Source organism: Verrucomicrobiia bacterium, from assembly GCA_035495615.1.
GTDB lineage: Bacteria > Omnitrophota > Omnitrophia > Omnitrophales > Aquincolibacteriaceae > DATJFP01.
In genome coordinates, this window is record DATJFP010000008.1 from 1 (window position 1) to 21,984 (window position 21,984).

At 57.4% G+C, this 21,984-nt stretch carries 20 protein-coding genes, 4 tRNA genes and 1 other RNA gene; 4 read left to right on the plus strand and 21 right to left on the minus strand.

The genetic code is table 11. The features are described from left to right. Positions 1-117: 117 nt before the first annotated feature. The 13 genes from VL688_00775 to VL688_00835 all read right to left on the minus strand — a co-directional run bounded on the left by VL688_00775 (position 118) and on the right by VL688_00835 (position 10,071). Positions 118-191 (minus strand) — tRNA-Val (locus tag VL688_00775). A gap of 49 nt (positions 192-240) precedes the next feature. After that, a complete protein-coding gene (locus tag VL688_00780) occupies positions 241-1,281 on the minus strand; it encodes an LOG family protein (GenBank protein ID HTL46578.1) in 1,041 nt (346 codons plus the stop codon). After that, positions 1,281-1,988 (minus strand): DnaJ domain-containing protein, encoded by a 708-nt coding sequence (locus tag VL688_00785; GenBank protein ID HTL46579.1) that lies wholly within the window; start codon positions 1,986-1,988, stop codon positions 1,281-1,283. Before VL688_00785 ends, VL688_00780 begins: the two co-directional genes overlap by 1 nt. A 49-nt stretch (positions 1,989-2,037) precedes the next feature. Further along, positions 2,038-2,434: a transfer-messenger RNA gene (ssrA, locus tag VL688_00790) on the minus strand. A 92-nt stretch (positions 2,435-2,526) separates the two neighbouring features. Further along, the gene (locus VL688_00795) at positions 2,527-2,955 is read right to left on the minus strand and encodes a hypothetical protein (protein HTL46580.1); all 429 of its coding nucleotides are present in this window, start codon (positions 2,953-2,955) and stop codon (positions 2,527-2,529) included. 8 nt (positions 2,956-2,963) lie between these two features. After that, positions 2,964-3,443 (minus strand): SsrA-binding protein SmpB, encoded by a 480-nt coding sequence (smpB, locus tag VL688_00800; GenBank protein ID HTL46581.1) that lies wholly within the window; start codon positions 3,441-3,443, stop codon positions 2,964-2,966. Positions 3,444-3,502: 59 nt separating this feature from the next. Continuing rightward, positions 3,503-3,589, minus strand: a tRNA-Leu gene (locus VL688_00805). A 68-nt stretch (positions 3,590-3,657) separates the two neighbouring features. After that, a complete protein-coding gene (locus tag VL688_00810) occupies positions 3,658-4,905 on the minus strand; it encodes a FecR domain-containing protein (protein ID HTL46582.1) in 1,248 nt (415 codons plus the stop codon). Between the two features lie 362 nt (positions 4,906-5,267). After that, a tRNA-Val gene (locus VL688_00815) sits at positions 5,268-5,341 on the minus strand. A gap of 21 nt (positions 5,342-5,362) precedes the next feature. Further along, the gene (efp, locus tag VL688_00820) at positions 5,363-5,917 is read right to left on the minus strand and encodes an elongation factor P (GenBank protein ID HTL46583.1); all 555 of its coding nucleotides are present in this window, start codon (positions 5,915-5,917) and stop codon (positions 5,363-5,365) included. Positions 5,918-5,999: 82 nt separating this feature from the next. Further along, positions 6,000-6,698, minus strand: a complete 699-nt coding sequence (gene pgeF, locus VL688_00825; GenBank protein HTL46584.1) for a peptidoglycan editing factor PgeF — start codon at positions 6,696-6,698, stop codon at positions 6,000-6,002. Positions 6,699-6,731: 33 nt separating this feature from the next. Beyond that, positions 6,732-8,933: a glucoamylase family protein gene (locus VL688_00830; protein HTL46585.1), complete on the minus strand. Its 2,202-nt coding sequence runs from the start codon at positions 8,931-8,933 to the stop codon at positions 6,732-6,734. A gap of 109 nt (positions 8,934-9,042) precedes the next feature. Continuing rightward, positions 9,043-10,071: a peptidoglycan-binding protein gene (locus VL688_00835; GenBank protein HTL46586.1), complete on the minus strand. Its 1,029-nt coding sequence runs from the start codon at positions 10,069-10,071 to the stop codon at positions 9,043-9,045. Between the two features lie 187 nt (positions 10,072-10,258). On the opposite strand from VL688_00835, the gene VL688_00840 reads away from it, so the two are divergent. Next, positions 10,259-10,335: transfer RNA gene (locus tag VL688_00840), tRNA-His, on the plus strand. 87 nt (positions 10,336-10,422) lie between these two features. On the opposite strand, the gene VL688_00845 is transcribed toward VL688_00840, so the two are convergent. After that, the gene (locus VL688_00845) at positions 10,423-11,535 is read right to left on the minus strand and encodes a glucose 1-dehydrogenase (GenBank protein HTL46587.1); all 1,113 of its coding nucleotides are present in this window, start codon (positions 11,533-11,535) and stop codon (positions 10,423-10,425) included. Between the two features lie 127 nt (positions 11,536-11,662). Between VL688_00845 and VL688_00850 the strand changes: the two genes are divergently transcribed. Further along, a complete protein-coding gene (locus VL688_00850; GenBank protein ID HTL46588.1) occupies positions 11,663-12,205 on the plus strand; it encodes a carbonic anhydrase in 543 nt (180 codons plus the stop codon). Between the two features lie 129 nt (positions 12,206-12,334). After that, positions 12,335-13,603: a right-handed parallel beta-helix repeat-containing protein gene (locus VL688_00855; GenBank protein HTL46589.1), complete on the plus strand. Its 1,269-nt coding sequence runs from the start codon at positions 12,335-12,337 to the stop codon at positions 13,601-13,603. On the opposite strand, the gene VL688_00860 is transcribed toward VL688_00855, so the two are convergent. From VL688_00860 to rfbF, 7 genes are read right to left on the minus strand one after another with little or no spacing between them, the layout of a single operon-like run. Further along, positions 13,587-14,276: a class I SAM-dependent methyltransferase gene (locus tag VL688_00860; protein ID HTL46590.1), complete on the minus strand. Its 690-nt coding sequence runs from the start codon at positions 14,274-14,276 to the stop codon at positions 13,587-13,589. The genes VL688_00855 and VL688_00860 overlap by 17 nt on opposite strands. Continuing rightward, complete coding sequence (locus tag VL688_00865) at positions 14,273-15,865, minus strand: glycosyltransferase family 39 protein (GenBank protein HTL46591.1); 1,593 nt, start codon at positions 15,863-15,865, stop codon at positions 14,273-14,275. The genes VL688_00860 and VL688_00865 overlap by 4 nt, the downstream gene beginning before the upstream one ends. A gap of 25 nt (positions 15,866-15,890) precedes the next feature. Then, positions 15,891-17,198 (minus strand): NAD(P)-dependent oxidoreductase, encoded by a 1,308-nt coding sequence (locus tag VL688_00870; protein HTL46592.1) that lies wholly within the window; start codon positions 17,196-17,198, stop codon positions 15,891-15,893. Further along, positions 17,182-17,757, minus strand: coding sequence for a dTDP-4-dehydrorhamnose 3,5-epimerase (gene rfbC / locus VL688_00875; protein HTL46593.1), 576 nt, complete (start codon positions 17,755-17,757; stop codon positions 17,182-17,184). The genes VL688_00870 and rfbC overlap by 17 nt, the downstream gene beginning before the upstream one ends. Next, on the minus strand, positions 17,758-18,993 hold the full coding sequence (locus tag VL688_00880; GenBank protein ID HTL46594.1) for a class I SAM-dependent methyltransferase: 1,236 nt from the start codon (positions 18,991-18,993) through the stop codon (positions 17,758-17,760). Continuing rightward, positions 18,951-20,075, minus strand: a complete 1,125-nt coding sequence (locus VL688_00885; GenBank protein ID HTL46595.1) for an SDR family oxidoreductase — start codon at positions 20,073-20,075, stop codon at positions 18,951-18,953. The genes VL688_00880 and VL688_00885 overlap by 43 nt, the downstream gene beginning before the upstream one ends. 13 nt (positions 20,076-20,088) lie before the next feature. Further along, the gene (gene rfbF / locus VL688_00890; protein ID HTL46596.1) at positions 20,089-20,916 is read right to left on the minus strand and encodes a glucose-1-phosphate cytidylyltransferase; all 828 of its coding nucleotides are present in this window, start codon (positions 20,914-20,916) and stop codon (positions 20,089-20,091) included. 239 nt (positions 20,917-21,155) lie between these two features. On the opposite strand from rfbF, the gene VL688_00895 reads away from it, so the two are divergent. Continuing rightward, on the plus strand, positions 21,156-21,984 hold an 829-nt coding region (locus VL688_00895; GenBank protein ID HTL46597.1), incomplete at its 3' end, for a glycosyltransferase family A protein.

Consider the following 21,984-nt stretch of genomic DNA (forward strand, 5'->3'; position numbering starts at 1 on the left):
CAGGATTCGGTTCCGTCCGCTTCGCTGACGGTAACCGCCCGTCCCCATCAACATGACTCCGGTCATGTTGCTTTGCGGGGACTCCCTTCGAATCCTGACTCCCCTTGTAAATATCGTTGGGCGATTCAGGATTCGAACCTGAGACCCCCTGCGTGTAAAGCAGATGCTCTAACCAGCTGAGCTAATCGCCCGAAAAAGAATTGTCCGCTCTGGAGCAAAACCGCTATTCGAAAGGAATTTTCAGACTTCGTTGATCTCTTCGATCAGGTGTTTCAACAGCGCGAAGTGGCGCCGGTTGAAATAAAACGAAAGCCGGGTGAGGTCCTGCGTTTCGTTCGTCTCGTGAGTTTCTTCTTCGAACGGATTTTCATGCTGCTGGATCGTGCCGCGCATGAGGATATTTTTGAAACGGCGGTTGAGCTTTTCCAGTTTCTTTCCAGTAAGAGGCCGCCGGATCCTCATCACCAAAAGATCGCGGATATATCTCAGTGAATGATAATTGCGGTAGAAATTCGTGATGATCTCCGCCGCCTTTTCCGCCGAGTGCGTAAAGTCGATGAGCCCGATGTCATCCGGATCAATCATGCCTTTCTGCGCGAGATTGTTGATGAGCCAGTTTTTCCAGGAGCTCCAGTAACGGCTCTTCGGAGGATCCAGGCACACGATCGGGCGCGGCGAGGATTTTCCTGTCTGAATTAGCGTCATGTTCTCGAAGCCTTCATCATGCGTTCCGAAACCGCCGGGACAAAGCACCGTGGCATCCGATTCGCGGATGAAAATCAGTTTCCGGGTGAAAAAGTATTTGAAATTGATGAGCTTCGTATCGTCGGCGATGACGGGATTGGCGGACTGTTCGAAAGGCAGCCGGATGTTCACGCCAAAGCTGTTCGCCCGCCCCGCGCCTTCATTGCCAGCGTGCATGATTCCCGAAGACGCGCCGGTGATGACCATCCATTTTTTCTTCACGATGTGTTTGGCGAAATCGCGCGCCTGCAGGTATTCGGGGGCGGTTCGCGACGTGCGGGCCGAGCCAAAGATCGCGACTTTGCGGATTTTGCGGTAAGGCGTGAACGTCTTGAAAGCATAGCGGAGCTCTTTGAGAGTCGTGTTCATGAGCTTGATGTCGCCGCGGTCGGAATTTTCCTGGCAAAGCTTGAACGCGGTAAAAACCATCTCTTCCAGGAGGTCCGGATTCGACAACGCGGCCTTGGAGATCAATTCATGGACCTTCTGGTCCAATTGCGGATTTCCCGTACTATAAGCTTTGCGGCTCGGAATCATTATTTTCCTATCCTGACCTGCAGGATGAGATCTCCTTCATGCCGGCAATGGGAGCACAGCCTCCCTTGCCTTGCCAAACGCAGCTTCTGGCCTTCTTTTGTGCCCGCCGGAATTTTGACCGAAATCATCTTGCCCTCGGGCGTGCGGAACGTCACGGTCCCGCCTTTCTGCGCCTTCTCTTTCGAAACCGTCAGCGCGACTTTGACGTCCGCGTCGGCCGGCGGCATTTCTCTTTCCGCATCGGCGGCATAATAGTCGTGGGGTTCTCCCGCGGTCCGGTATTCGTAATGGCCCTGCGGCTCGCCCCCCATGCCGCCCCCGAACAAATCCGAGAAAATATCGCTGAAGGCTGAGTAACGGCCCCTTGCCCCGGAACCTGAACCCCCGCGTGAACCGCGGAATTGTTTGAGCAATTCTTCGAAATCAAAACCCTCGGCGCCGGCATAACTGTTACCGCCGCGAAAACCGCCCGCGGCTCCGAACTTGCGCTGCTGATCATACTGCGCGCGCCTTTTGGAATCGCTCAAAACGTAGTAGGCCTCGGAGATTGCCTTGAACTTTTCCTCCGCGGCTTTATTGTTCGGATTTTTGTCCGGATGATATTGAAAGGCCAGCTTGCGATAGGCCTTTTTAATGGCGTCCTCATCCGCACTTTCGGGGACCCCGAGCACTTCGTAGTAGTCTTTTTGTTTGGATCGTCCGTTCATGGCCGCGGAAAACAAACAGGGCCCCAGCCTTCTGGGACCCTGCGATGATTGGTGGAGGTGGAGGGAATTGCACCCTCGTCCAGGAAACGAATTAAAAGAGAATCTCCATGCTCAGTTCATGTTTTATTTTGCCCCGCAGACTTCCATGAACAAAATTCTACGGGACAAGCTGTCTAAGTCTTATCCCCCGGACGGACAACGCACCCGGAAGAGCAGCCCGCAAATGTCGTCACAGGAACTTAGCAGGCTTGGGCTCCGTGACGTCGCTAGCGATTAAGCTGCGATAGGAAGAGCGAAAGAGACAGGAACGGAAACCGGTCCTGCAACTCTTTCGTTCCAGCTGAAGTTATCAGCATTTGTGTTTTGCCAGGTTTTTTAAGAGGCCGCCTGACAACCTCTGCATGCTTCCCTTAAAACCCAATCCCCTGTCGAAACTAGTCACCCCCAAAGGGTTGTAAGACAGATGACGGTTTTAAACGGAAATATTATAACATTCCAGGCAAGAGCGGACAACCGCTGAGAAATCGCCGGATTCCGGCTAGATCGGAGAAGCCCCCAGGGAGCCGGTCTCCTGATTGATGACGCGGGCGGCTTTTTCATTGTCCTGGGTCGAGAAAACACCCACGATTTTGAAACCGTCGCCGCTCGTCCCGTAGACATAATTGATGAAGATGCCGTGATTCCCGAGGATCTTCGCGACTTCGGCGAGCGTCCCGACTTTGTTTTCGAACTCCACGACGAGGACATCTCTTTCCTGGATGGCGGGAATGAAAGGCTGCAGCGCTTTCCGGGCTTTGTCGCGGTCCTTCACGATCATCTGGAGGAATCCCTTCCCGTCCGCCGAATACGCGCAGAGATGAATGATGAAATCGTTCTGAGTGGCCAGCGCGCTCGTCACCATCCCGAGCAGCGCGGTCTCGTTTTTGATTTCAAAGTAGAGTTCTTTTGCCAGAGTCGCCCGTGCCATGAATTCTCTTATCGGCCTTTTCTTGAATGTTGTTTAATCGCGGCTTCAGATTCCCGGTCGTGGATGCGCCGCTTGATTGTCTCCCGCTTGTCCGCCATTTTCTTTCCGCGCGCGGTCGCGATCTCGACTTTGACGAGTCCCTGCTTGAAATAAACCGAGAGCGTGATGATCGCGTGCCCCTTTTGTCCGACCATGCCCGCCAGCTTGTCGATCTGATCGCGTTTCAAAAGAAGTTTGCGGGTACGCGTTGGCTCCAATTCGACGTGGCCCTGGATTTTGGAATAAGGGCTGATGTGGCAGTTGAACAAAAACGCCTCGCCCCGCAGGATGCGGACGAAGCTGTCCTTCAAGTTAATCTTCCCTTCCCTGATGGATTTGACTTCCGCGCCGGTCAGCACCACGCCTGCCTCGAACTTGTCGAGGATGAAGAAATCGAATTTGGCCTTGCGATTGAACGCGACGGGTTTGATCGGAGATGGCGCGGCCACTTTGAAATTTCCTGGTGAGAACGGCTTCCGGGTTAAGTTACCTGAGGGTGGAATTAAAGTGGTACCGAGGAGGGGAGTTGAACCCCTAAGAGGTTGCCCTCGCTAGACCCTGAATCTAGTGCGTCTGCCAATTCCGCCACCTCGGTATGTAAATCTGCGAAAGGTCTGCGTATTGTATCGCTTAACGCGGCTTTCTGCAACAGCGGACGTCCGCTCAAACCGCGGGGGTTTCCGCGGCGGGGGTTTCTGCGGCGGGGACTTGTGCGGCCGGCGCGGGAACCGGCGTTTCTTTCGGGGCCTCCGGCGCGGCCTCCTGCGGAGCGGCGGGAGTTTCCGCGGGAATCAGGTTGACTCGCCGGATCTGAACGGCGCCTTTTTTGTCCTGCCCGACGCGGTCATGCAGAAAAACAATCGCGAGCTCGGTCATAAACGTCTCATTGCGCACGTGGAGAGGAAAAGAAACTTTCTCCCAATCCGCTTTCGGAAGTTTCGCGGCAAAGGCCCTGGCAATGCCCGTCTTGCTTTTCAGCTCAAGGCGCATGGATTGAGGGATTCCTTCATCCGGCACCCGCCTCATCTCGAACTCGAGGGCGGAATATTTTGCCAGGTCAAGATTGCGGGTCTTGATGTACATGCCCGTGAAAGTGCCCTTTGTAAAGACGTCGTACTCGATTTCCAGATAGACCTCGCCGGTGTTGTCATCCTTAAAAAATTCCCGGCCGGCATAGCCGATCTTAGGCGTATAAAACGTCCCATGGTCGAAGACGAAGTCGAAAAGGCTGCCTGCCTGCTTCGACAAATCGAGCTGAAGGGCCTCCACTGCCGCGCTTTTTTGTGTCAGCTCGTAAATTTCGGACATTTGTTTCCACTCTTCCTTGGAAATATTTTGAGGCGCGGCTTTGGAAACGTCCCGGCCGGCCCTGACTTCTTCCAGGCCGTGCACGGGCACCCAGGAGAACGGGGACGATTTCTTTCTGACTTCCGCTTTGCCGCGCATGAGCCCGATGCCGGAGCTGTTGTCCTGCGGATTGGCGCGCAGACAGTAATAGCCTCCCTGGCTCCGCGACACAAGGTCCGGAGTCTGCAGCTCAATGTTGGAACCGTTCCAATTTTTTTCTGTGACCGCGAAAGCCTGGCCGCGATTCAGCAAGAGACGCATCGGCGGTTTCTTTTCGTAGAAGAGCGGTCCCGCCAGGACGATTTCGGAATTCGGCTTCAATCTCAATTTTATTTTGCCCGCGAGCTCGAGGTCGGCTTCTCCCCCGTCGCCGGTGCGCAGCTGCTGGCCCATTTGCAGCAGGTTTCCGCGCTCCGCTTTCACGGCCTTGCCCTGCGCGTCGACGAGTTCGACCGGTCCGGAAAACTGTGTGATTTCCAGCGGAGGCACGGCCGATACCGGGATCAGGACGAGATAGCCGCCTCCCGCGAGTACGGCGAAGACCAGCACGAGGACGTAAAGCAATCCGCCGCGTCTCTTCTTTTTATTCTGAGAATTTTGGGGGCCTGTCGGCCTTTCGATGCGCAATTTGGTCATGGTGGCGGACATTTTATAGGATAAGGGAAAGCCTGTCTAGCTTATGGGAAGCCTGGGATGAAGATAGGGACAAAGGGCAGGAAAAACCGGTAAATATGAGGGATTTGATAGCTTTTATGGGGAACCGGCTTTGGGCGATTCAGGACTCGGTTCCGCCCTGCTTCGCGGCCGGTAACCGCCGCTCGCACCTGACTGGGGCGCTCACCACCTCGCGCCCATCGCCAAGTGTGCGCGACTTATTCGTCGCGCGGCGATTCTTCTCGTCCTGAATCTTAATAGGAATGAAAACGTGGGCGATTCAGGACTCGAACCTGAGACCCCGCCGATGTGAACGGCGTGCTCTAACCAACTGAGCTAATCGCCCAATAAATCGGGATAGAAAAAATTATGCCCGGCCGCCGTATTCGCCGGTTTCGGTATTGACCTTGATCATTTCCCCTTCCCCCACGAACATGGGGACGTTCAGCTTGAGGCCGGTTTCGCAGGTCGCGGGCTTGACCTTGTTGGAAACCGAATCCCCTTTGATTCCCGGAGCAGACTCCGTAATTTTGAGGACCACGACTTTCGGGATTTCGAGGCTGACGGGATTACCTTCATAAAAATCGATTTTGATTTCCATGTTTTCTTTGAGATAAAACTTGTCGTCGCCGACAATGTCTTCGCCAAGAGCAAAGGTGTGATAATCTTCCATGTCCATGAAATGAAAGCCCTGCTCGTCCTTATACATGAACTGGCACTGCTTCGGCTCCATGATCGCACGGGGCAGTTCGTCGTCGGACGCGAACTTATTGGAAACGATCCGGCCGGTCTTCAGGTTTTTGAGGGACGCCTGAACGAAGCTTCTCAGATTGCCGGGAGTGCCGAGGCGGTAATCGGTCACGATGTGGATTTCGTTATTGTAAACGACCGCCGTTCCTTTTCTCATGTCTTTGGCTTGCATGGACGACCCTTCCTCAGTATCTGCACGGGATTTAAGAAAACGTAATTATAGCAATGGGACCGGGATATGGCAAACCCGAAATTCAGGACGCGGGCCGCAGGCAGATGACGGAAAGAATCCTCTCCGGGGTTTCCTTTTCCCGGCGGTAGGAATAAAACTCCTCGTTCTGGCAGGCAGTACAAAGGCCCGTATCGTGGATATGCCCACCGGTGATGCCTTCGGCCAGCAGGTCATTTCGCACGGCGGCCACAAGATCCATGACGCCGTTATGCCCCTCTTCCTTCGGGCGCGCGTAAAACTCCGGAAAGAAATCTTCGAACTCATGCCCGACTTCGTAGCAGCATTTGCGGATGGCGGGACCGATGGCCACGCGGATGTCTTCGGACCGGGATAGAAAATTCTGGCGGAAAGCCTGGACGGTTTTCTTGGCAATGCCCTGATACACGCCGCGCCATCCCGCGTGCGCGATGCCGACAGCTTTTCTGGCCGGGTCCCAGAAAAAAATCGGGACGCAATCGGCGGTGAGAATTCCAAGCGCGATGCCGGGAACGCGGGTCAGCATGCCGTCGGCGGGGCAATCGCGGCCGGGTTTTTTTTCCGCGGTAACGAGCACCAGGTTGGCGCTGTGCACCTGCCGAAGCAGGACAAGGTCTTCGGCGGCGATGCTGAGTCCTTTGAGAAATTCGTCCCTGCGGTTCAGATCAAATTCGCGTCCGGAAAAACCGAGCGTGACCCCATCGAAACAATCGAGCTGGTAGATTCCCCCGCTCTTGATCATCATTGCCTCCCTTGGCGTCATGAAATCGGAATCCGGCTATGGAGCGGCTTTGGCTTCAGCGGCTTGAGGAGCGGCTGCGGGAGCTGCGTCGGCCGCCGCGGCTTCAGGCGCCCCTTCGAAAAATTTCTCGCTGGTCAAAAGCTTTTCGCCGTTCTTCATCGTCGGATCGGCGTGAAAGCGGTTGCGAATCGCGCCATTGTTGAGGTAATTATTGAGCGCCACGAGGATCATGCCCTGGTCCAGCGAGAGGTATTTTCTCGCTACAAGACCCGTGGCCGGCGTCACCGCGTCATAGAAACCGTATTCGCCGTAGATATCATAAAGCTCGAGCAGCTTGCGCAAATTCTTGACTACTTCCTCCGGCGCGAATTCCAGCGAGAGGATGGAAGCATGCGGCGTGACGACACCGGGCTTATAGCCTTTCGAGCCGAAAGGTTTCGCGCCGTATTCCGAATAGCCCCCTTCGGGCACGGAAGAAGGGCTCATGCCCCACACCGGCTGCTTCAGTTCGTCGAGCGCGTAACGGATTTGGCCCTGAACCTGGGTTGCGTCGTTTCCGCCCAGACCTTCGGGCGCAAGATCTTTCTCTTTTAAAATCAAGGTCGGCATGAGCGCTTCAAAAGCCGAACCGCCCCAGCTGGGCACGTATTTCAGGTCTTTCCATTGATAGTAGCCGCCGTCGTACGTATGGCCCAGCGTGGTTTTCTTCACGCGGTTGATGGGCTTCATCTCCTGCCAGGAATAGCTCTCGGGAAACGTGCGGATAAGCCCGTTGAACCAATGTTCTTCGGGAACTTCACCACGGGCGATGCCCATGTAGCTCGTGGCGCGGGGCTCGGTGTAAAAAGTTCCGTAGTGATAATCGGAGTAGACTTCGAGGTGGTCGTAATAGCCGTGGAAAAACTGACGCTCGACGGGATCGTAGAAGAAGACGAGATTGCCGCGGTTCAACAGCCGCTCGGCCTGTCCGCTCAGGTCTTCGGGAAAAGCATTTTTCACGACATACAGGCCGGCGAGGAGCCAGCCGCTGTCGACGAGTGACACAAAGTAGCTCGTGCGCTCGAGCGTCGTGGTATCGTAGTAATTATAAGGAAAGCCGCTTTGATGGTAATCCAGCTTTTCCAGGGTCGTCATGGTCTGCTTTAGCCGTTTGACCGCCTCTTCTTTCGTGATGAATCCGAGGTCGTAGCCGGAAACCACGCACATCAGATAAACCCCGATGTTCGTCACGTTCGTGTAATCGCCGATCCAGGTGCCGTCACCGAACGCATCTTCCCCCTTGGCGATCTGGACCGTGTCGAGCGGCAGGCCGTGTTCCTTGTCCACGATTTCGTCAAAAAAGCGCCACGTGTCCTTGGCGATTTCTTTCAGGAATTCCTTCTGGTCCTGCGGCCACTCTTTTTTCACGACGGACTTCTTGGGAAAGCCGCCAAGCCGCGCGATCAGGAACTTGGCGAAATCCAGCCCTTCGATTTTGGTCGGTGTCTTCTCGATGCGGCGCGGAGGAAAATCAACCGCGGTCGGCCCCGGATTTCCGGTTTTGACGAAACGGATGTTGTCGATGTAAACGGTCCCCTTCTTCGCCGTCACGTGACGGTCCTGGAACACGAACACCAGCTCGTCGAGATTCTCGCGCGCGATCGAGGGATTTTCCCAGACTTTCGGATTCGAAAAATCCATGATGCCCGTGATCTTGTTCAGCGGGATGCTCACGGTCGTCCATTCGGCGGAGACCGGAACTAACGCCGAGCCCTTGATGACTTCGTCGGCCGGCGTGCCCGTGCACGGTGCCTTTTTGCATTTTTTGAGCTCGATCTTCATCCGGTTCGTGAATCCCTTTTCCGCGTCGCCTTTGATTTCGAATTCCAGGTGGTCGAAATCTTTCGCGTCGAAATTCTGGAGCTTGGTCCAGAAACCGTTCTGGGCGGGCAGTTCGGATTCCACGCTGTAGTTGAGACGGAGGACCTGCGTTTTCTGGCCGTTCTTGCCGGGCATCTCGACCACGTCCTCGTCGCACCAGGCATTGTTGATGTCTGACGCGTCCAGGTTCCAGGAACCGCTGGCGCCGCCGACCTGGTTCACCATGTCTTCGCCTTCGAAATCATGGATGACTTTGGTCTGAGGGGCGAGGGCTCCGGCCATGGCGTCGAGGTCGGTTTGAGCGTGCAAAGCCGAGGGAATGAGGAAGAAAGACGAAATCGCGAGAAGGACGGAAATCTTTGAAAGGCTGTTTTTCATAGGATCCAGGCTCTTCGTGTTAGGACGGCAGGCAAAGCGAGTTATTCAAAGAAGACGTATTATAGACAACTCAGGGGGATTTCGAAAGTAAAAGTTGGGCGGGAAAACTCTAAGACTGGTATTTTTGCAGCTGTTCCAGGGTGAGGGGCCCCGCAACGCCATCCGCCTTCAGCCCGTGAGCTTTTTGAAACCGCTTCAGGGCTTTCTTCGAGGACTTGCCCCAAACGCCATCGGCAGTCCCGGGATCATAACCCGCCTTTTTCAAAGCAAGCTGGATTTCTTTGTTTTGCACCGCGGACAAACTCCGCGGGCGCTTGACCACGCCGAAGGCCTTACCGAAAACGTAGTCCACGAGAATTTTCAAATCTTTCCACAGGCTTCGGCTGCCCAGCATGGAGACGAAAGACGCCCGCGACTGCGGCCCGATCTGCCCCACAAAGCAATGTTTCGCGGTGCGCGTCCAGCCGGTCTTGCCCACGATTTCGCGGCTGTCCCGCCACAACATTTTGTTGTGGTTCTTCAAGGGAATCTTGCGGCCGTCGAGCGACGCGATCGTCATGGTCCTGATGCGCAGCGTGCGATCGATGAAATCGTACTTCTGCGCTTCCTTGGCGATGAGCGCCATGTCGTAGGCCGTCGAATACTGGTCGTTGGCAGGAAGCCCGCTGGCATGCACGAAATGGGAGCGCCTGCAGCCGATGGACCGCGCCTTGGCATTCATCATTTCCGCGAAGGACGGTTCGTTCCCCGCGGCCGCGATGGCCAGCACCGTGGCGGCATCGTTGGCGGATTTGATGAGCGTGGCCCGTAAAAGGTCGTCGACGCGGTAACGTTCCCCCGCGCGCACAAAAATCTTGGAAGGCGGAATCGATTCCGCATCCTTGGGGATCGTGACCACCGTGTCGAGCGAAAGCATGTCCATCGCCACCATGGCCGTCAAAATCTTGGTCGTGCTCGCGGGTGCGCGCTTTTCGTTGACGTTTTTCGCGTAGATCAGATGATTGGAATTATTGTCGAGCAAAAGAGCTGAAGAGGCCGTGATCGGAAGAATGGTGGCCGCAAAAGCGGTTTCGGGCGGAGTCACAACGGCAAGAGTCAAAAGCAAACACGTCAGGATGGAAAAAAACTTTTTGGTCATGCGATCTCCGGTTGGATAGACGATTTATCGGTCTTGGGAAAGAGATTCTTTACCGATGCTCTTCTGATAAAAAATAACATGAAGAGAGCTTCCCAATCAAATAGTTTTTAAGTATAATGCCCGCCACGGTTTGATGCTTCCGAAACACCCCGCTTTTCCGCGCAGGGCAAGTCATCACCCTTTCATGGCGGCCATAGCTCAGTTGGTTAGAGCACAAGATTGTGGATCTTGGGGTCGCGGGTTCAAATCCCGTTGGCCGCCCCAGTCGAAATCCCTCTTGGACAGTGTCCAAGAGGGATTTTTTTTAGGCGCCCAACGGGATTTGAGCAGGTGGCGGAATGCTTTCGAAAATCATCCGAGAGAAACGACGTGCTTGATCCCGCCCGCTTTGGATTGCAGCAAAGGAAGCGCCTTTTCAATCGGACATCTTGCCGTAATCAGGGATTCCACGGCTCCGGGCCAGCGTTCATGAAAGCGGCCAAGATCGCCAACCGCGGATTGAAACGCTTCGGGCCCCGCGTTGACGCTTCCGAAAATCACCTGGTTTTTCAAAACCAGGGCCTTCATGATCGCACTCTCATCCACTTCCACCTGGGATTTCCTTCCGGGGATTCCGGTGAAAACGAAAACGCCGTTCGTTCCCAGATACGGGAGCACTTCGAAGCATAATTTCGCGGCGCCGGTCGCTTCATAAATGATGTCGATGTTTCCTGTTTTTTCCACCAGCTGCGAATGCGGAACATCTTGAACCGAAAGATAAGCAGCGCCGAGGCTCTCCACGATTTTGGCCTGCCGGCTCCCCGCTTCTTCGATGGAATAAACGAAAGTGCGGAAGCCCTGGAGAGACAAAAGCATGGCCCCGAGCAAACCCACGGGTCCCGCCCCCAGAACAACGGCTTTGAAGCCCTGCATCGACTGATTTTTTCTTGCCTCCGGAGACATCCAGGGCAGGCGCTCTTGGATTTTCCAGACTTCCCGGATCGACTTTTCCGCGATCGTCAGCGGCTCGATGAGCACGGCGATTTTTTCTAGACCCCGCGGAACCGGCGTCATGTATTTTTCATCGTCGACGATCCGGTCGGTCATGTAGCCGTGCAGCTCTTTGATTCCCCTTTCCCGGAAATTTCCCGTGAGGCAGAAATCAGGCCGTCCCGCGCGGCAGGCTTTGCAATCGCTCTCCAGACAGGGACGGCGGACGGAAGTGACGACATAATCCCCCGGTTTGAATTTTTTGACGTCCTTTCCGGTTTCGATCACTTTGCCCAGCGATTCATGCCCTAAAACCAGGAAGTCGGAATTTTCCGGCGGCGTGCCATATTTAAAAGAAGCGATTTCGCGATCCGTCCCGCAGATCCCGACTTCCAGAATCTGCACTTTCACCTCGGAAGCGGAATGGACGAAAGGTTCCTGATAATCGATCAGCTTGATTTCCCGGGTCTTGGGAAAAACGGCGACGGCTCTCATGCTTCAGGATTTTACCGTGCCGTCGGTTTTAAACCTATCGGGGCCTTGATGGTTCATGCTTCAGGTTTTATCGCGAGCCGGAGGATATCCCTTGATTTCTCCGCCTTGCCGAATAAAATGAATTCCCATGCACCGACTCATGCCCGTCGACAGCAAGAAAGACATTCCGTCCCAATACCGCCGCACGCCCATCGGCCGCTTTCTCGAATATCACAACATGGGCCGTCCCTTCGACAAATTCGCCCAGGCGCAGCTTCTCATCGGCATGTGCATGGACAACCGCAAGCACCTGCGCATTCCCGACAACTTCGCGTTCATCATCCGGGCGGGAGGCGCGAACCTGCGCCATGCCGAATTCAAAGTCTCCTACGCGATCGGCGTCGGCGGCGTTTCGTGCATTGCGCTCATCGGGCACAATCACTGCGGGATGGTCAATATCGCGGCCCGGAAAGAATTGTTCATCCAGGGCCTGGTCAAACGCGCAGGCTGGAAGAAAAAGGACGCGGAAGACCACTTTTCGAATTTTTCCGTGCTCTTCGAAATCGGAAGCGAAACCGATTTCATCCTAAGCGAAGTCAAGCGCCTGCGCCTGCGCTACCCCAAAATCCTGATCGCGCCCATGCTTTATAAGGTGGAAAACAACCGCCTGTACCTGCTCAAGGAACGCTGAGCCTCGGGCTTCTCCCGACACCGCTTTCAGTTCTCCGGAAACCGGTTTTACTTGTCCCTTCCTCTTCTCTCCGCATAATAAGAGAACCTCCCCGATTATTCTGGCATCCCTTATATATAAGGAAGAGCCATGCGAATCTGGGTCTTTTTTCTGTGGATCGCGATGCTCCGGGCGCCGGCGGCGCACGCTGCCGTTTACTGCGTCAACGACCAAACCGGGGCCGACGGTTTGAGCGGCCTGGCTTCCGGGGAAGATTGCGGCGCATGCGCGGTGGACGATTCCGAAGCCTGGAAATCCCTGGAGAACGTGAACCATTCCGCTTTCCGGCCGGGCGACCGGGTGTGCCTGCGCCGGGGCGGCGTGTGGAACGAGCAGCTGACGCCGCCCGATTCGGGAAGCCCGGACAGCCCGATCGTTTACGACGCGTACGGGGCCGGGCCTTTGCCGAAAATCGACGCGCCGGACGGCAGCCCGAATTCCGTGGATACGTCCGGCCGCAGCGCGGTCCAGTTCCGGCACCTGGACGTGACCGCGGAAACCAACGGCACCACGGATTCGGCCGCGCTGCGCGTGAGCGGCGGCAGCGCCGTCAAAATCGCGGATTCCGTCCTGGAAAATGCGCTCGATATTTCCGTGAACGTCATCCACGTGGAATCCAGCCCGGGTTTTGAAATCACGGGCTGCCAGATCAGCGGCGGCAACCGCGGCATCTTCGTGACCGGCGCTTCCGGGTTTCCCGGCCTCATCGCGGAAAACAAGATTTTCGACATCACGTCCGGGCTGCAGCAGGACTGGGACGGCATCCGCGTTCTGGGCGAAAGCAACGCCAACTTTGCGGGACTTGTCATCCGCGGCAATGAAATCACGGGATTCAAAGAAGACGGCATCGACCTGAGAGCGGCCGCCGGCGTCGTGGCGGAGAACAATTTCATTCACGATCCCGCCGGGGACTTCGCGAGCATAAGCGGCATCAAATTGGGCGCCAGCTCCAGCACGCCGGCGCGCGACAACATCATCCGGCGGAATTTTTTCCGCAACATCGCGAACGGGACGAACGGCTTCCACGAAGCGGTCAAGGTCGCGCAGGGGCCGAACCAGATCGTGCAGAACGTGATTCAGGGCGTTTACGACGCGGGCGTTTTTATTTCGGAGGGCGCGGCCGGCATCGAAGTCCTGGACAACGTGGTCATCGAAGCGCGGCGCGGCGTGGTGGCGGAAAACAAGGCCTCGGCCACGGTCCAGGGCAATGTGCTGAACGCGTCGGAGGCGGACCTCGAGGTACGCCAGGGCTCTTCGGTGACGGGCGGAAGGAACGTCATGATGAGTGACGCGGGGGCCAGCGTCCTGGACACCGCGAAATATTCGGGCAAGGACACCGACGTCAGCCTGCCGCCGTGAGTCTCAGCGGCTCCGCGCAGACGGACTTGCGGGCCACGATCAGGACATTCTGGCGCGCGTAGGCCCATTCCGCCAGCGACAGTTCGAATCCCGCGGCCGAAGCGGCTTTCCTCAAGTCCTCGATTTCGAAACCGTGGTACTCGCCTTTCCACAGCTTGAAGACGATCCGCACGTTCAAGGCAAGCGTCCAAAGCATGACCAGAAAACTTTTCAAGGACGTGATGCGGCCGCCGGAATGGAAATGCTGTTCGATAAGGGAAAAAGGATTGAAGGAGCGCCGCAGCGTCGACACCACCAGCGTTCCGTCGGGCTTGAGAACGCGCGCGAACTCTTCGAGCACGGCCCGGGGATTTTTCAGGTAGGCCAGGACGTTGTTGGAATAAACGCCGTCAAAGGCGCCGTCCTCGAAAGGCAGCCTTTCGTTCAAATCCACGCGAAGAAAGGACGAATGCGGGTTGGCCTCCCGCGCGGATTGCAGCATGGCCTCGGAAAAATCGGCGCCGATGATGTTGTGGCGGTCCTGGATGAACAAGCCGGGCCCGCAGCCCGCGTCCAGGTAAACCTTATCGTCTTTGATCTCGAGGAATTCCATGAACCGGTTCCGGAGCTGCTGGTAAGGGAAAAAGCTTTCGAGCCGGAGGTAAGGTTTCGAGTAAATTTGCCAGAAATTCATGCCGGAGCCTCCCCCCTCCCCGCGGCCTCGAACCGGTACACTTCGATACCCCGGAAACTCTGGTGAAGTGTTTCGCGGTAAGTTTTCCGCAGGCGGCGCAGGATCCGCTGTTCCGGATCTTTCGAATAGGATTCGAGGAGCCAAAGCGAAGGCCGGCCGCTCACGGCCGCGTCCAGCCCGCGGAGATCGGAATCGCGCAGCGGGCTGCGTTCGTGGGAAATAATTTCCCAGATCCGCGCCTTGCCTGCCAGCACGTCGCGGATTTCATGGTCCTCCGCCGAGGGCTCCCCGCCCTGAGGCGCCGGAAATCCCTCCAGGACAAGATCGGGCCGCGCCGTGTAATAAGAGTAGCCCAGGCGGGTGAAATCGGAGTGAAAGAGCAGCAAATCGTTTGAAGCGGCGCGTCCGTCGACAAAGGCCGCGGCTTCCCGCCATTCTTCCTTTTTTTCCGTGTGGTAATAGCTTGCCAGAGCCGCGCAGGCGAGAAACAAAAACGCGGCGGCAATGAAGGCCCGCCCTGCTTTCGAGCGCAGGGAAGAAAAGGCGGCCGCGGCAAGAAAATAAAAAGGCAGGGACGCGGCGATCATGAGACGCGCCACAAAGACCGGCGACCACAAGACGGAAACGACGAATGGGACAAGCAGCCCCGTCATCAGCCAGAGCAGCATCATCACGGCGCTTCGCGTAAAAGAAACACGAAAACCCGCCTCCGGAGCGCCGCGGCGGAAACTTGAAAATAAGACAGCCGCCATCACGGCCGCGGCGAGAAGCAGCAAAGGCAGGGACCCGGCGTAATATTTCAACACGGCGGCAAGCGCTGTGACCGAAGGGCGCTCTACCCACCCGTCGTTATGCATGCCGCCGGCCTGCGAAAGCATTGTCGTCAGCCAGGGCAAATAACAAATCAGGAGCAGGCCCTGCAAGGCAAGCCATACCAGCGCGGGCTGCCGCGTCCAGCGCCGGGCAAATCCCAGAGAAAGAAAATAAAAAGCGTTTTGCGCGAGAAGGACAAGCACGCCGAAAGTATGCGTGTACAGCAGCAAAAACGACGCCGCCGCGTAACCGAGGCCGTTCTTCCAATCCGGAGCGCGGTTCAGACGCTCGAAGAAATAAAACGAAGCCAGGGCCAGGAGCGTCACCAGTTCGTAGCTGCGCAACTCCTGGGAATAACGCACGTGATAGGCGGAAAAGGCCAGGATAACGGCCGCGGCAAGGCCGGCCCTGCGATTGAAAAGCTGGCGGCCGAACGCGTAAGCAAGCAGGCAAACGGCCGTGCCGAGCACCGCTGACAAGAGCCGGAGTCCGCCTTCACTCTGCGGCAGCCCCAGCGCCATCCAGCCTTTGAGCAGCAGGAAATAAAACGGCGGGTGCACGTCCATGTCCAGATGCCGGACCAGGACGCTGGCATCCATGCGGGCCGCGATGACGGAAAAAATCTCGTCGATCCACAGGCTTTGTTTTCCGAGGTTCAGGACTCGAAGCGCCAGGGCAGCCACGGCCGTGATCCCGAGCAGGAAGGCCGGCGTGTTTCTCCCGCGGAGACGGACGGGCGCCTTCCAACGTTCCTGCAAGCCTGCTGCCTGGGTCATCCTTGTTCCTTTTCGGACTACCGGTTCAAGAAGCGCGCGCCGTGGGAATCTGGCGCCGTGAAAATAATTCCGTCTGCTCTTTCCACAGGCGGATCAAGGCATTGTCTTCGGTCCATTCGATGTCCGCCACGCGGAGGGGCTCGTCTTTTTCCAGGTTCCGCGTCAGCCGCGCATAACCCGACAATCCCACGGGTAAAAAATCGCCGGCGGCAGATTCTTTCTGGTCCACGACCATGCCATAACAGTCGAAGCCGCCGATGCCGTCCAGCTGCTGCCCGCTCGAAAGAGGGCGTTTGGCGTAGGTGGCCATTTCCGCCACCAGAGTTTTTCCGGGTGAAATCACTTCCTCGCCGTACAGCACGGCTTCAGCGATGCCCGGAACCGCGTCGTACTGGCAGAGCACTCTCGGATGGAAAAAGAGATAATGAGGGCCGTCCCCCATCTTGAAATAATTCATCTCGCTGCGCACTCTGGCGTCGCGGTTCAAGGCAATGATGAAAACCCCCACGGGAATTCCCATCGTATATTCGATGATAGGTCCGCGGTCGAGCAGGCCCTTTTCCTCGAAATCCCGCAGCAGGGTTTCCAGGGAAGTCTCGGGCCCGGTCATGCCGGGCTTGGCCGGAAGCATGCCGGTGGCGTTGGCGAAAATGCACATTTCGAAATTGAGCTTCGTGCCGTCCGCGGCGGCCGTCGCGATCCAGGGCTGGATGCCGTAGGCTTTGGCGTAGGCGGCCTGCGTCTCCGGAGTGGCGTAGCGCTTCATCACGCCTTTGCAATTGCCCGCGACCACGGGTTCGAATCCGATGCCCGCGCAATAATCGTAGAGCCTCTTGAGAATGCCGCCCTGATCGCCGTCCGCGTCGCTGTAAACGACGCCCGCGGCTTCGGCGCGCCTCTTCAGGATGCATCCCACGGTCCCCTGCGTTTCGGGGTTCGAGGCCACGAAATGTTTTTTGGCTTCGATCGTCCGGAGCGCGACTTCGGTCCCGAACAGCACGTCGCCCGTCGTTTCGACGACCACGTCGATTTCCGGGAATTCATGCGGCAAAAGTGACAAGGCCGGCGTCACCACGGTGAGTCCTTCGTCCAGAGCGCTTCTCGCCTCGCCGGCGCTCGCGCACACGCGGATGTCCGCGGCTTTCACGCCCGCCGCGAGAAGCGCTTCCACGGCTTTGTGCGGCGTGCGGTTGGCGATGACGGGCACGCGCATGCCCGGCGTCCTCAGGATCTGGTAGAGAACGCCCGAGCCCAGAAATCCCGCGCCCACGATGCCCACCTGGATGGGATCATTGGCTTTGGCCCTTTTCTGCAGATCACGAAACGGCAGCATACGTCGCTTCTTTCGTCTTGAAAGGCCCGGGCTTGATAAACAGCGGCCAGGCTTTGTCCTTGTCGGAAATGAGCGGGTCCACGTCTCCGGGCCAGTCAATCCCGAAAGCGGGATCGTCCCAGCGCACGCCCGAAGCCTGTTCCGGGGAATAGAACTCGCTGATCTGATAAAAAACATCCGTGTCGTCTTCGAGCGTCTGGTAGCCGTGCGCGCAGCCTTCCGGAACATAGATCATCTTGCGGTTGCCGCGGCTGAGCGCCGTGCCGAACCAGCGGCAGAAGGTCGGAGATTCCGGCCGGAGGTCCACCACCACGTCGAAAAGCGCGCCCGCGGTGCAGCCCACGATTTTTGCTTCGGCACGCGGGGCCTGGAAATGCATGCCGCGCAGCGTTCCGGCCCGGATGTTGTGCGAAAGGCTCGCCTGCCGCAGGCGCGGGTTCAGGCCGTGCCCGCGCAGCTCTTCTTCGCACCAGATCCGCGCAAAAAAGCCGCGGCTGTCCTGATGGGGCTCGGGCGAGAGCACGAAGACGCCTGGAAGCGGGGTTTCCGTGAATTTCATTTACCAGACCTCGACTTCCGGAATGGGCACGACAAAACGGCCGCCCCACTGCCGGATGTCCTGCATTTGTTTTTCGATTTCGTCGCGCAGGTTCCACGGGAAGATCAGGACGTAATCCGGCCGCGACTCGTAGATTTTGTCCGGCGCGCAGATCGGGATCCGGCTTCCGGGCAGGTAGCGGCCCTGTTTGTGCGGGCTCAGGTCCACGGTGTACGGCAAATCCTTGGAAGAAAGCCCGCAGAAATTCAGGAGCGTGTTGGCCTTGGCCGGCGCTCCGTAACCCGCGACGCGCAGATTCTTCTGCCGCGCCTCCTCGAAGAAGCCGAGAAGCTTTTCTTTCACGCTCATGACGCGACGGGCAAAGCGCTCGTAAGTTTCCCGCTTGTGCAGCTCGGCCGCGTGTTCCCTTTGCTTGAGATCCCGCACACGGTCGGTGACCGGAAGCGCGGTGTTTTCACGGTGCCGCGCGTAAATCCGCAGCGAGCCGCCGTGGGTCTTCAATTCTTCCACGTCAAAGATCGTCAGCAGGTGGCGGGCGAAGATGCGCTCCACTACCGCGAGCGTGAAATAAGAGAAATGCTCGTGGTAAATGGTGTCGAACTGGTTGTTTTCCATCAGCTTCAACAGATGCGGGAACTCGATCGTGATGATGCCGCCGGGTTTCAGCGCGACCTTCAGCCCCTCCACAAAATCATTGAGCTGCGGCACATGCGCCAGCACGTTGTTGCCGATGATCAGGTCGGGCTGGAGTTTTTTTTCCACGAGTTCGCGCGCGGTTTCCGTGTTGAAGAACTGAACCCACGTGGGCACTCCCTTTTTCACGGCGACTTCCGCGCAGTTTCCCGAGGGCTCGATGCCGAGCACCGGGATGTTCTTTTCCACGAAATACTGGAGCAGGTAGCCGTCGTTGGACGCGACCTCCAAAACCTGGGACGATTCGTTCAGCCCGAAAGCCGCGGTGACTTTGTCGACGTAGTCCTTCGCGTGGCGGAGCCAGCTTTCGGAGTACGAAGAAAAATACGCGTAATGATTGTTGAAAATACTTCCCGCGTCTTCATAATCGGCCAGCTGCACGAGGTTGCAGACCGGGCAGAAATAAATGCGCAGATTGAAGGCCGGATCCTTGCCGTCCTGAGTTTCGAGATACGAATTCGCAAGAGGCATGCGCCCCAGGTCCAGGACGGGTTCGGGAATCAGGCATTCGCAGAAACGGCAACGGGCGCTGGCGTCGGACATGGTTCGGCTCCTTCATAAGATTCGTAATTTTTATTGAAGTGGATGGTTTCGGAAAGCACTCCCCGGCTTTTGAGCTGCCGAAGCACGTTCAGGCGGATGTACTTCGGCTTGTCGAACGTCCCGCGTTCTCCGTCCCGCGGTTCCAGCCCGGCCTTGAGTTCGCGGACCGCCATGTCCAGGCTGATCCTGGGCTGGTGGTCCGGCGCGAGCGAACGGAAAAGCGAGAAGTTGACGCGGTAAGAGCGGCGGTCGGGCGCGGCCTTTTCATTGATCGAAACGACGGCCTCGGGAAAGTGGCGCTGCACGGCATGGGCAAGGTCGCGGACCTGGTAATTCCAGGCGTCCGTTCCGACATTGACCACGAGATAGTCCCCGGCGCTCGGATCGCGCTGCACCGCCCATTCGAAAGCACGCGCCATGTCGCGCACGTGGATCAGCGGACGCCAGGGCGTGCCGTCGCTCAGGATGTCGATGCGTCCGGAGAAAAGCGCGTTGGCCACGAAGTCGTTCAGCACGAGATCCAGGCGCAGGCGTTCGCTCATGCCGCAGGCCGTCGCGAAGCGAAGGCAGGTCACGTTGAAACCCGCGTCTGCCAGCGGTTTCAGCCCTCCTTCGGCGAGAAACTTGGAGCGCGCGTACGCCGTGAGAGGATCGAGCGCGGACGTTTCCGTTTTCGCGCCCTCCTCGGAAAATCCATAAAGACTGCAGCTGGACGCGAACGCAAAGCTGCGCACGCCGGCTTTCTTCGCCATCTCGGCGAGCCTGACGGTGCCTTTGTAGTTTGTGTCCAGCGTGACTTCGTCGAAAGCCTGGCCGATGGCGTCGTTGGAAATCCCCGCCAGGTGCACGACCGCGTCCACGCCCTCGAAAATATCTTCGGTCACGGTGCGCACGTCGGCAAAATGCTGCGCATCCACGCGCGTCTCGGGGAGCACGGGCGATCCCACCAGACAATGGGCGAAATAGCCCGTGTCGAGCCCTTCGAGGCGGGTTTCGGGAAGCGCTTCGCGCAGATGGCGGACCACGACGGGTCCCACGTATCCCATGTTGCCGGTAATCAAGATTTTTCTGGGTGCTTTCATAGATTCTCCTCGGTTAGCAGGCTTCCCGCAAAAAGTTTTCGACTTCGGGTCCGGACGATGCGTCGCCATCCTTCCATTTTTTCCACGGCGCATTCCCCGCGGCCCACATTTTTTCCAGCTCCATCCGGTCGCGCATGGAATCCATGCCCATGAAAAATCCCGTGTGCCGGAACGCGGCGAGCTGCTTCAGCTTCACAAGGTTTTCCATCGGCCCTTTTTCCAGGATGGTGTCGTCGCCTTCGATCGCGTCGAGAAATTCCGGGTCCATGACGTAAAAGCCCGAATTCATCCAGCTTCCCTCGTGCGTGGGCTTTTCGACGAACTGGTCGACCCGGTTGTCCTGGTCCAGGGTGAGAATGCCAAAACGGCTCGTGTGCTTGCAGACCGTCATGGTCACGAGGCGGCGGTGCTGCTTGTGGTAAGCGATGAGGTCGGTGATGTTCACGTCGCTCAGGCCGTCGCCGTAAGTCATGCAGAACGGGCCTCCGGTGACGTGGTCGCGGATGCGCCTGAGGCGGCCGCCGGTGGCGGTGTCCAGGCCGGTGTTGACGAGCGTGACGCGCCAGGGCTCTTTCACGTGGCGGTGCACGATGATCTTGTCCTGCGCCATGTCGAAAGTCACGTCCGACATGCGCAGCGCGTATTCGGCGAAAAATTGTTTGATGATTTCGCTTTTGTAACCGAGGCAGAGGATGAAGTCGTTGATCCCGTGCGCGGTGTAAATTTTCATGATGTGCCACAGGATCGGCATCTCGCCGATCGTCACCATGGGTTTGGGTTTGACAGTGGTTTCTTCCGAAATGCGGGTGCCGCGGCCGCCGGCCAGGATGACTGCTTTCATGCGATTCTCCTTGGGTTAGGAAACCAAACGGCGCCTATTTTATCCGGCTTACGTTTCCCTCCCATCGGGCAAACACTGATAGCGGCTACGGCTTTTTCCTGAATGTCCCCCAAAACAAAGTCTTTCTCCGTGCCGGAACGCCTCCTCGCCCCTACACATTTCGGGCAAGCCCCCGACGCCTCATCCCGACTTTCATCAATATACTTCTCACCAACAGTACCGAACCCGGCGAAGATGACATGATCAGCATTGCTATTCCGGCTTACAACCGCTCCCACTACATCCGCAGCGCGATCCAATCGTGCCTGGACCAGACGCATCCGGATTTCGAAGTGGTCCTCGGCGATTCCTCGCCCCACGGCAAGATCCGCGAGATCGCGGAATCCTTCCGCTCTTCCCGGCTGCGCTACCTTTCTTATGATCCGTCCACGGAGCTGACCGCGAAATTGAACCTTCTGCTCAACGAGGCGCGCGGCGAGTGGATGCTGATTCTCTGCGACGACGACCTGCTGGCCCCGCAGTACCTGGACCGCATGCTTGCCGGCATCCGGGAATTTCCGCAGGCCACGCTTTTCCGCCCGCGCTACCGCCTGATCGACAGCGAGGGGCAGGAATTGCGCGTGGATCTGCCCTGCCAGCGGTACATGTCGCCCGTGGAATTCGTGAACAAGGTGCTGATGCCGGAAAAATATTTTTTCAAGATGAACATTACGGGGATTCTATTCCGGAGGGAGCATTTGCTGAGCAAGGGAGGATTTCCGGTGCTGCCCGTTCCCTGGCACACGGATCGTCTGACCTGGACGATGCTTGCTTCCCAGGGCGGCTGCGTCTTCGACGCGGAGCCCACTTGCAGCATCCGGCTCCATGCGGGCTCGGTCACTTCGAGTTTCGTCAAGCACGTCGTGAACTCCGTCGACTCGGACCTGAAGGCCAAGCGCATCTTCATGGAAATCATCGAGGAGCTGGATGCAAGGTATGCCTCGGCGGACGAAAAGCGGCTCATCGCGAGCGCCAGGATCAATCTCGTGCGCTACATGGGAAGGCATTTGTCGCGCACGTTCGACCACG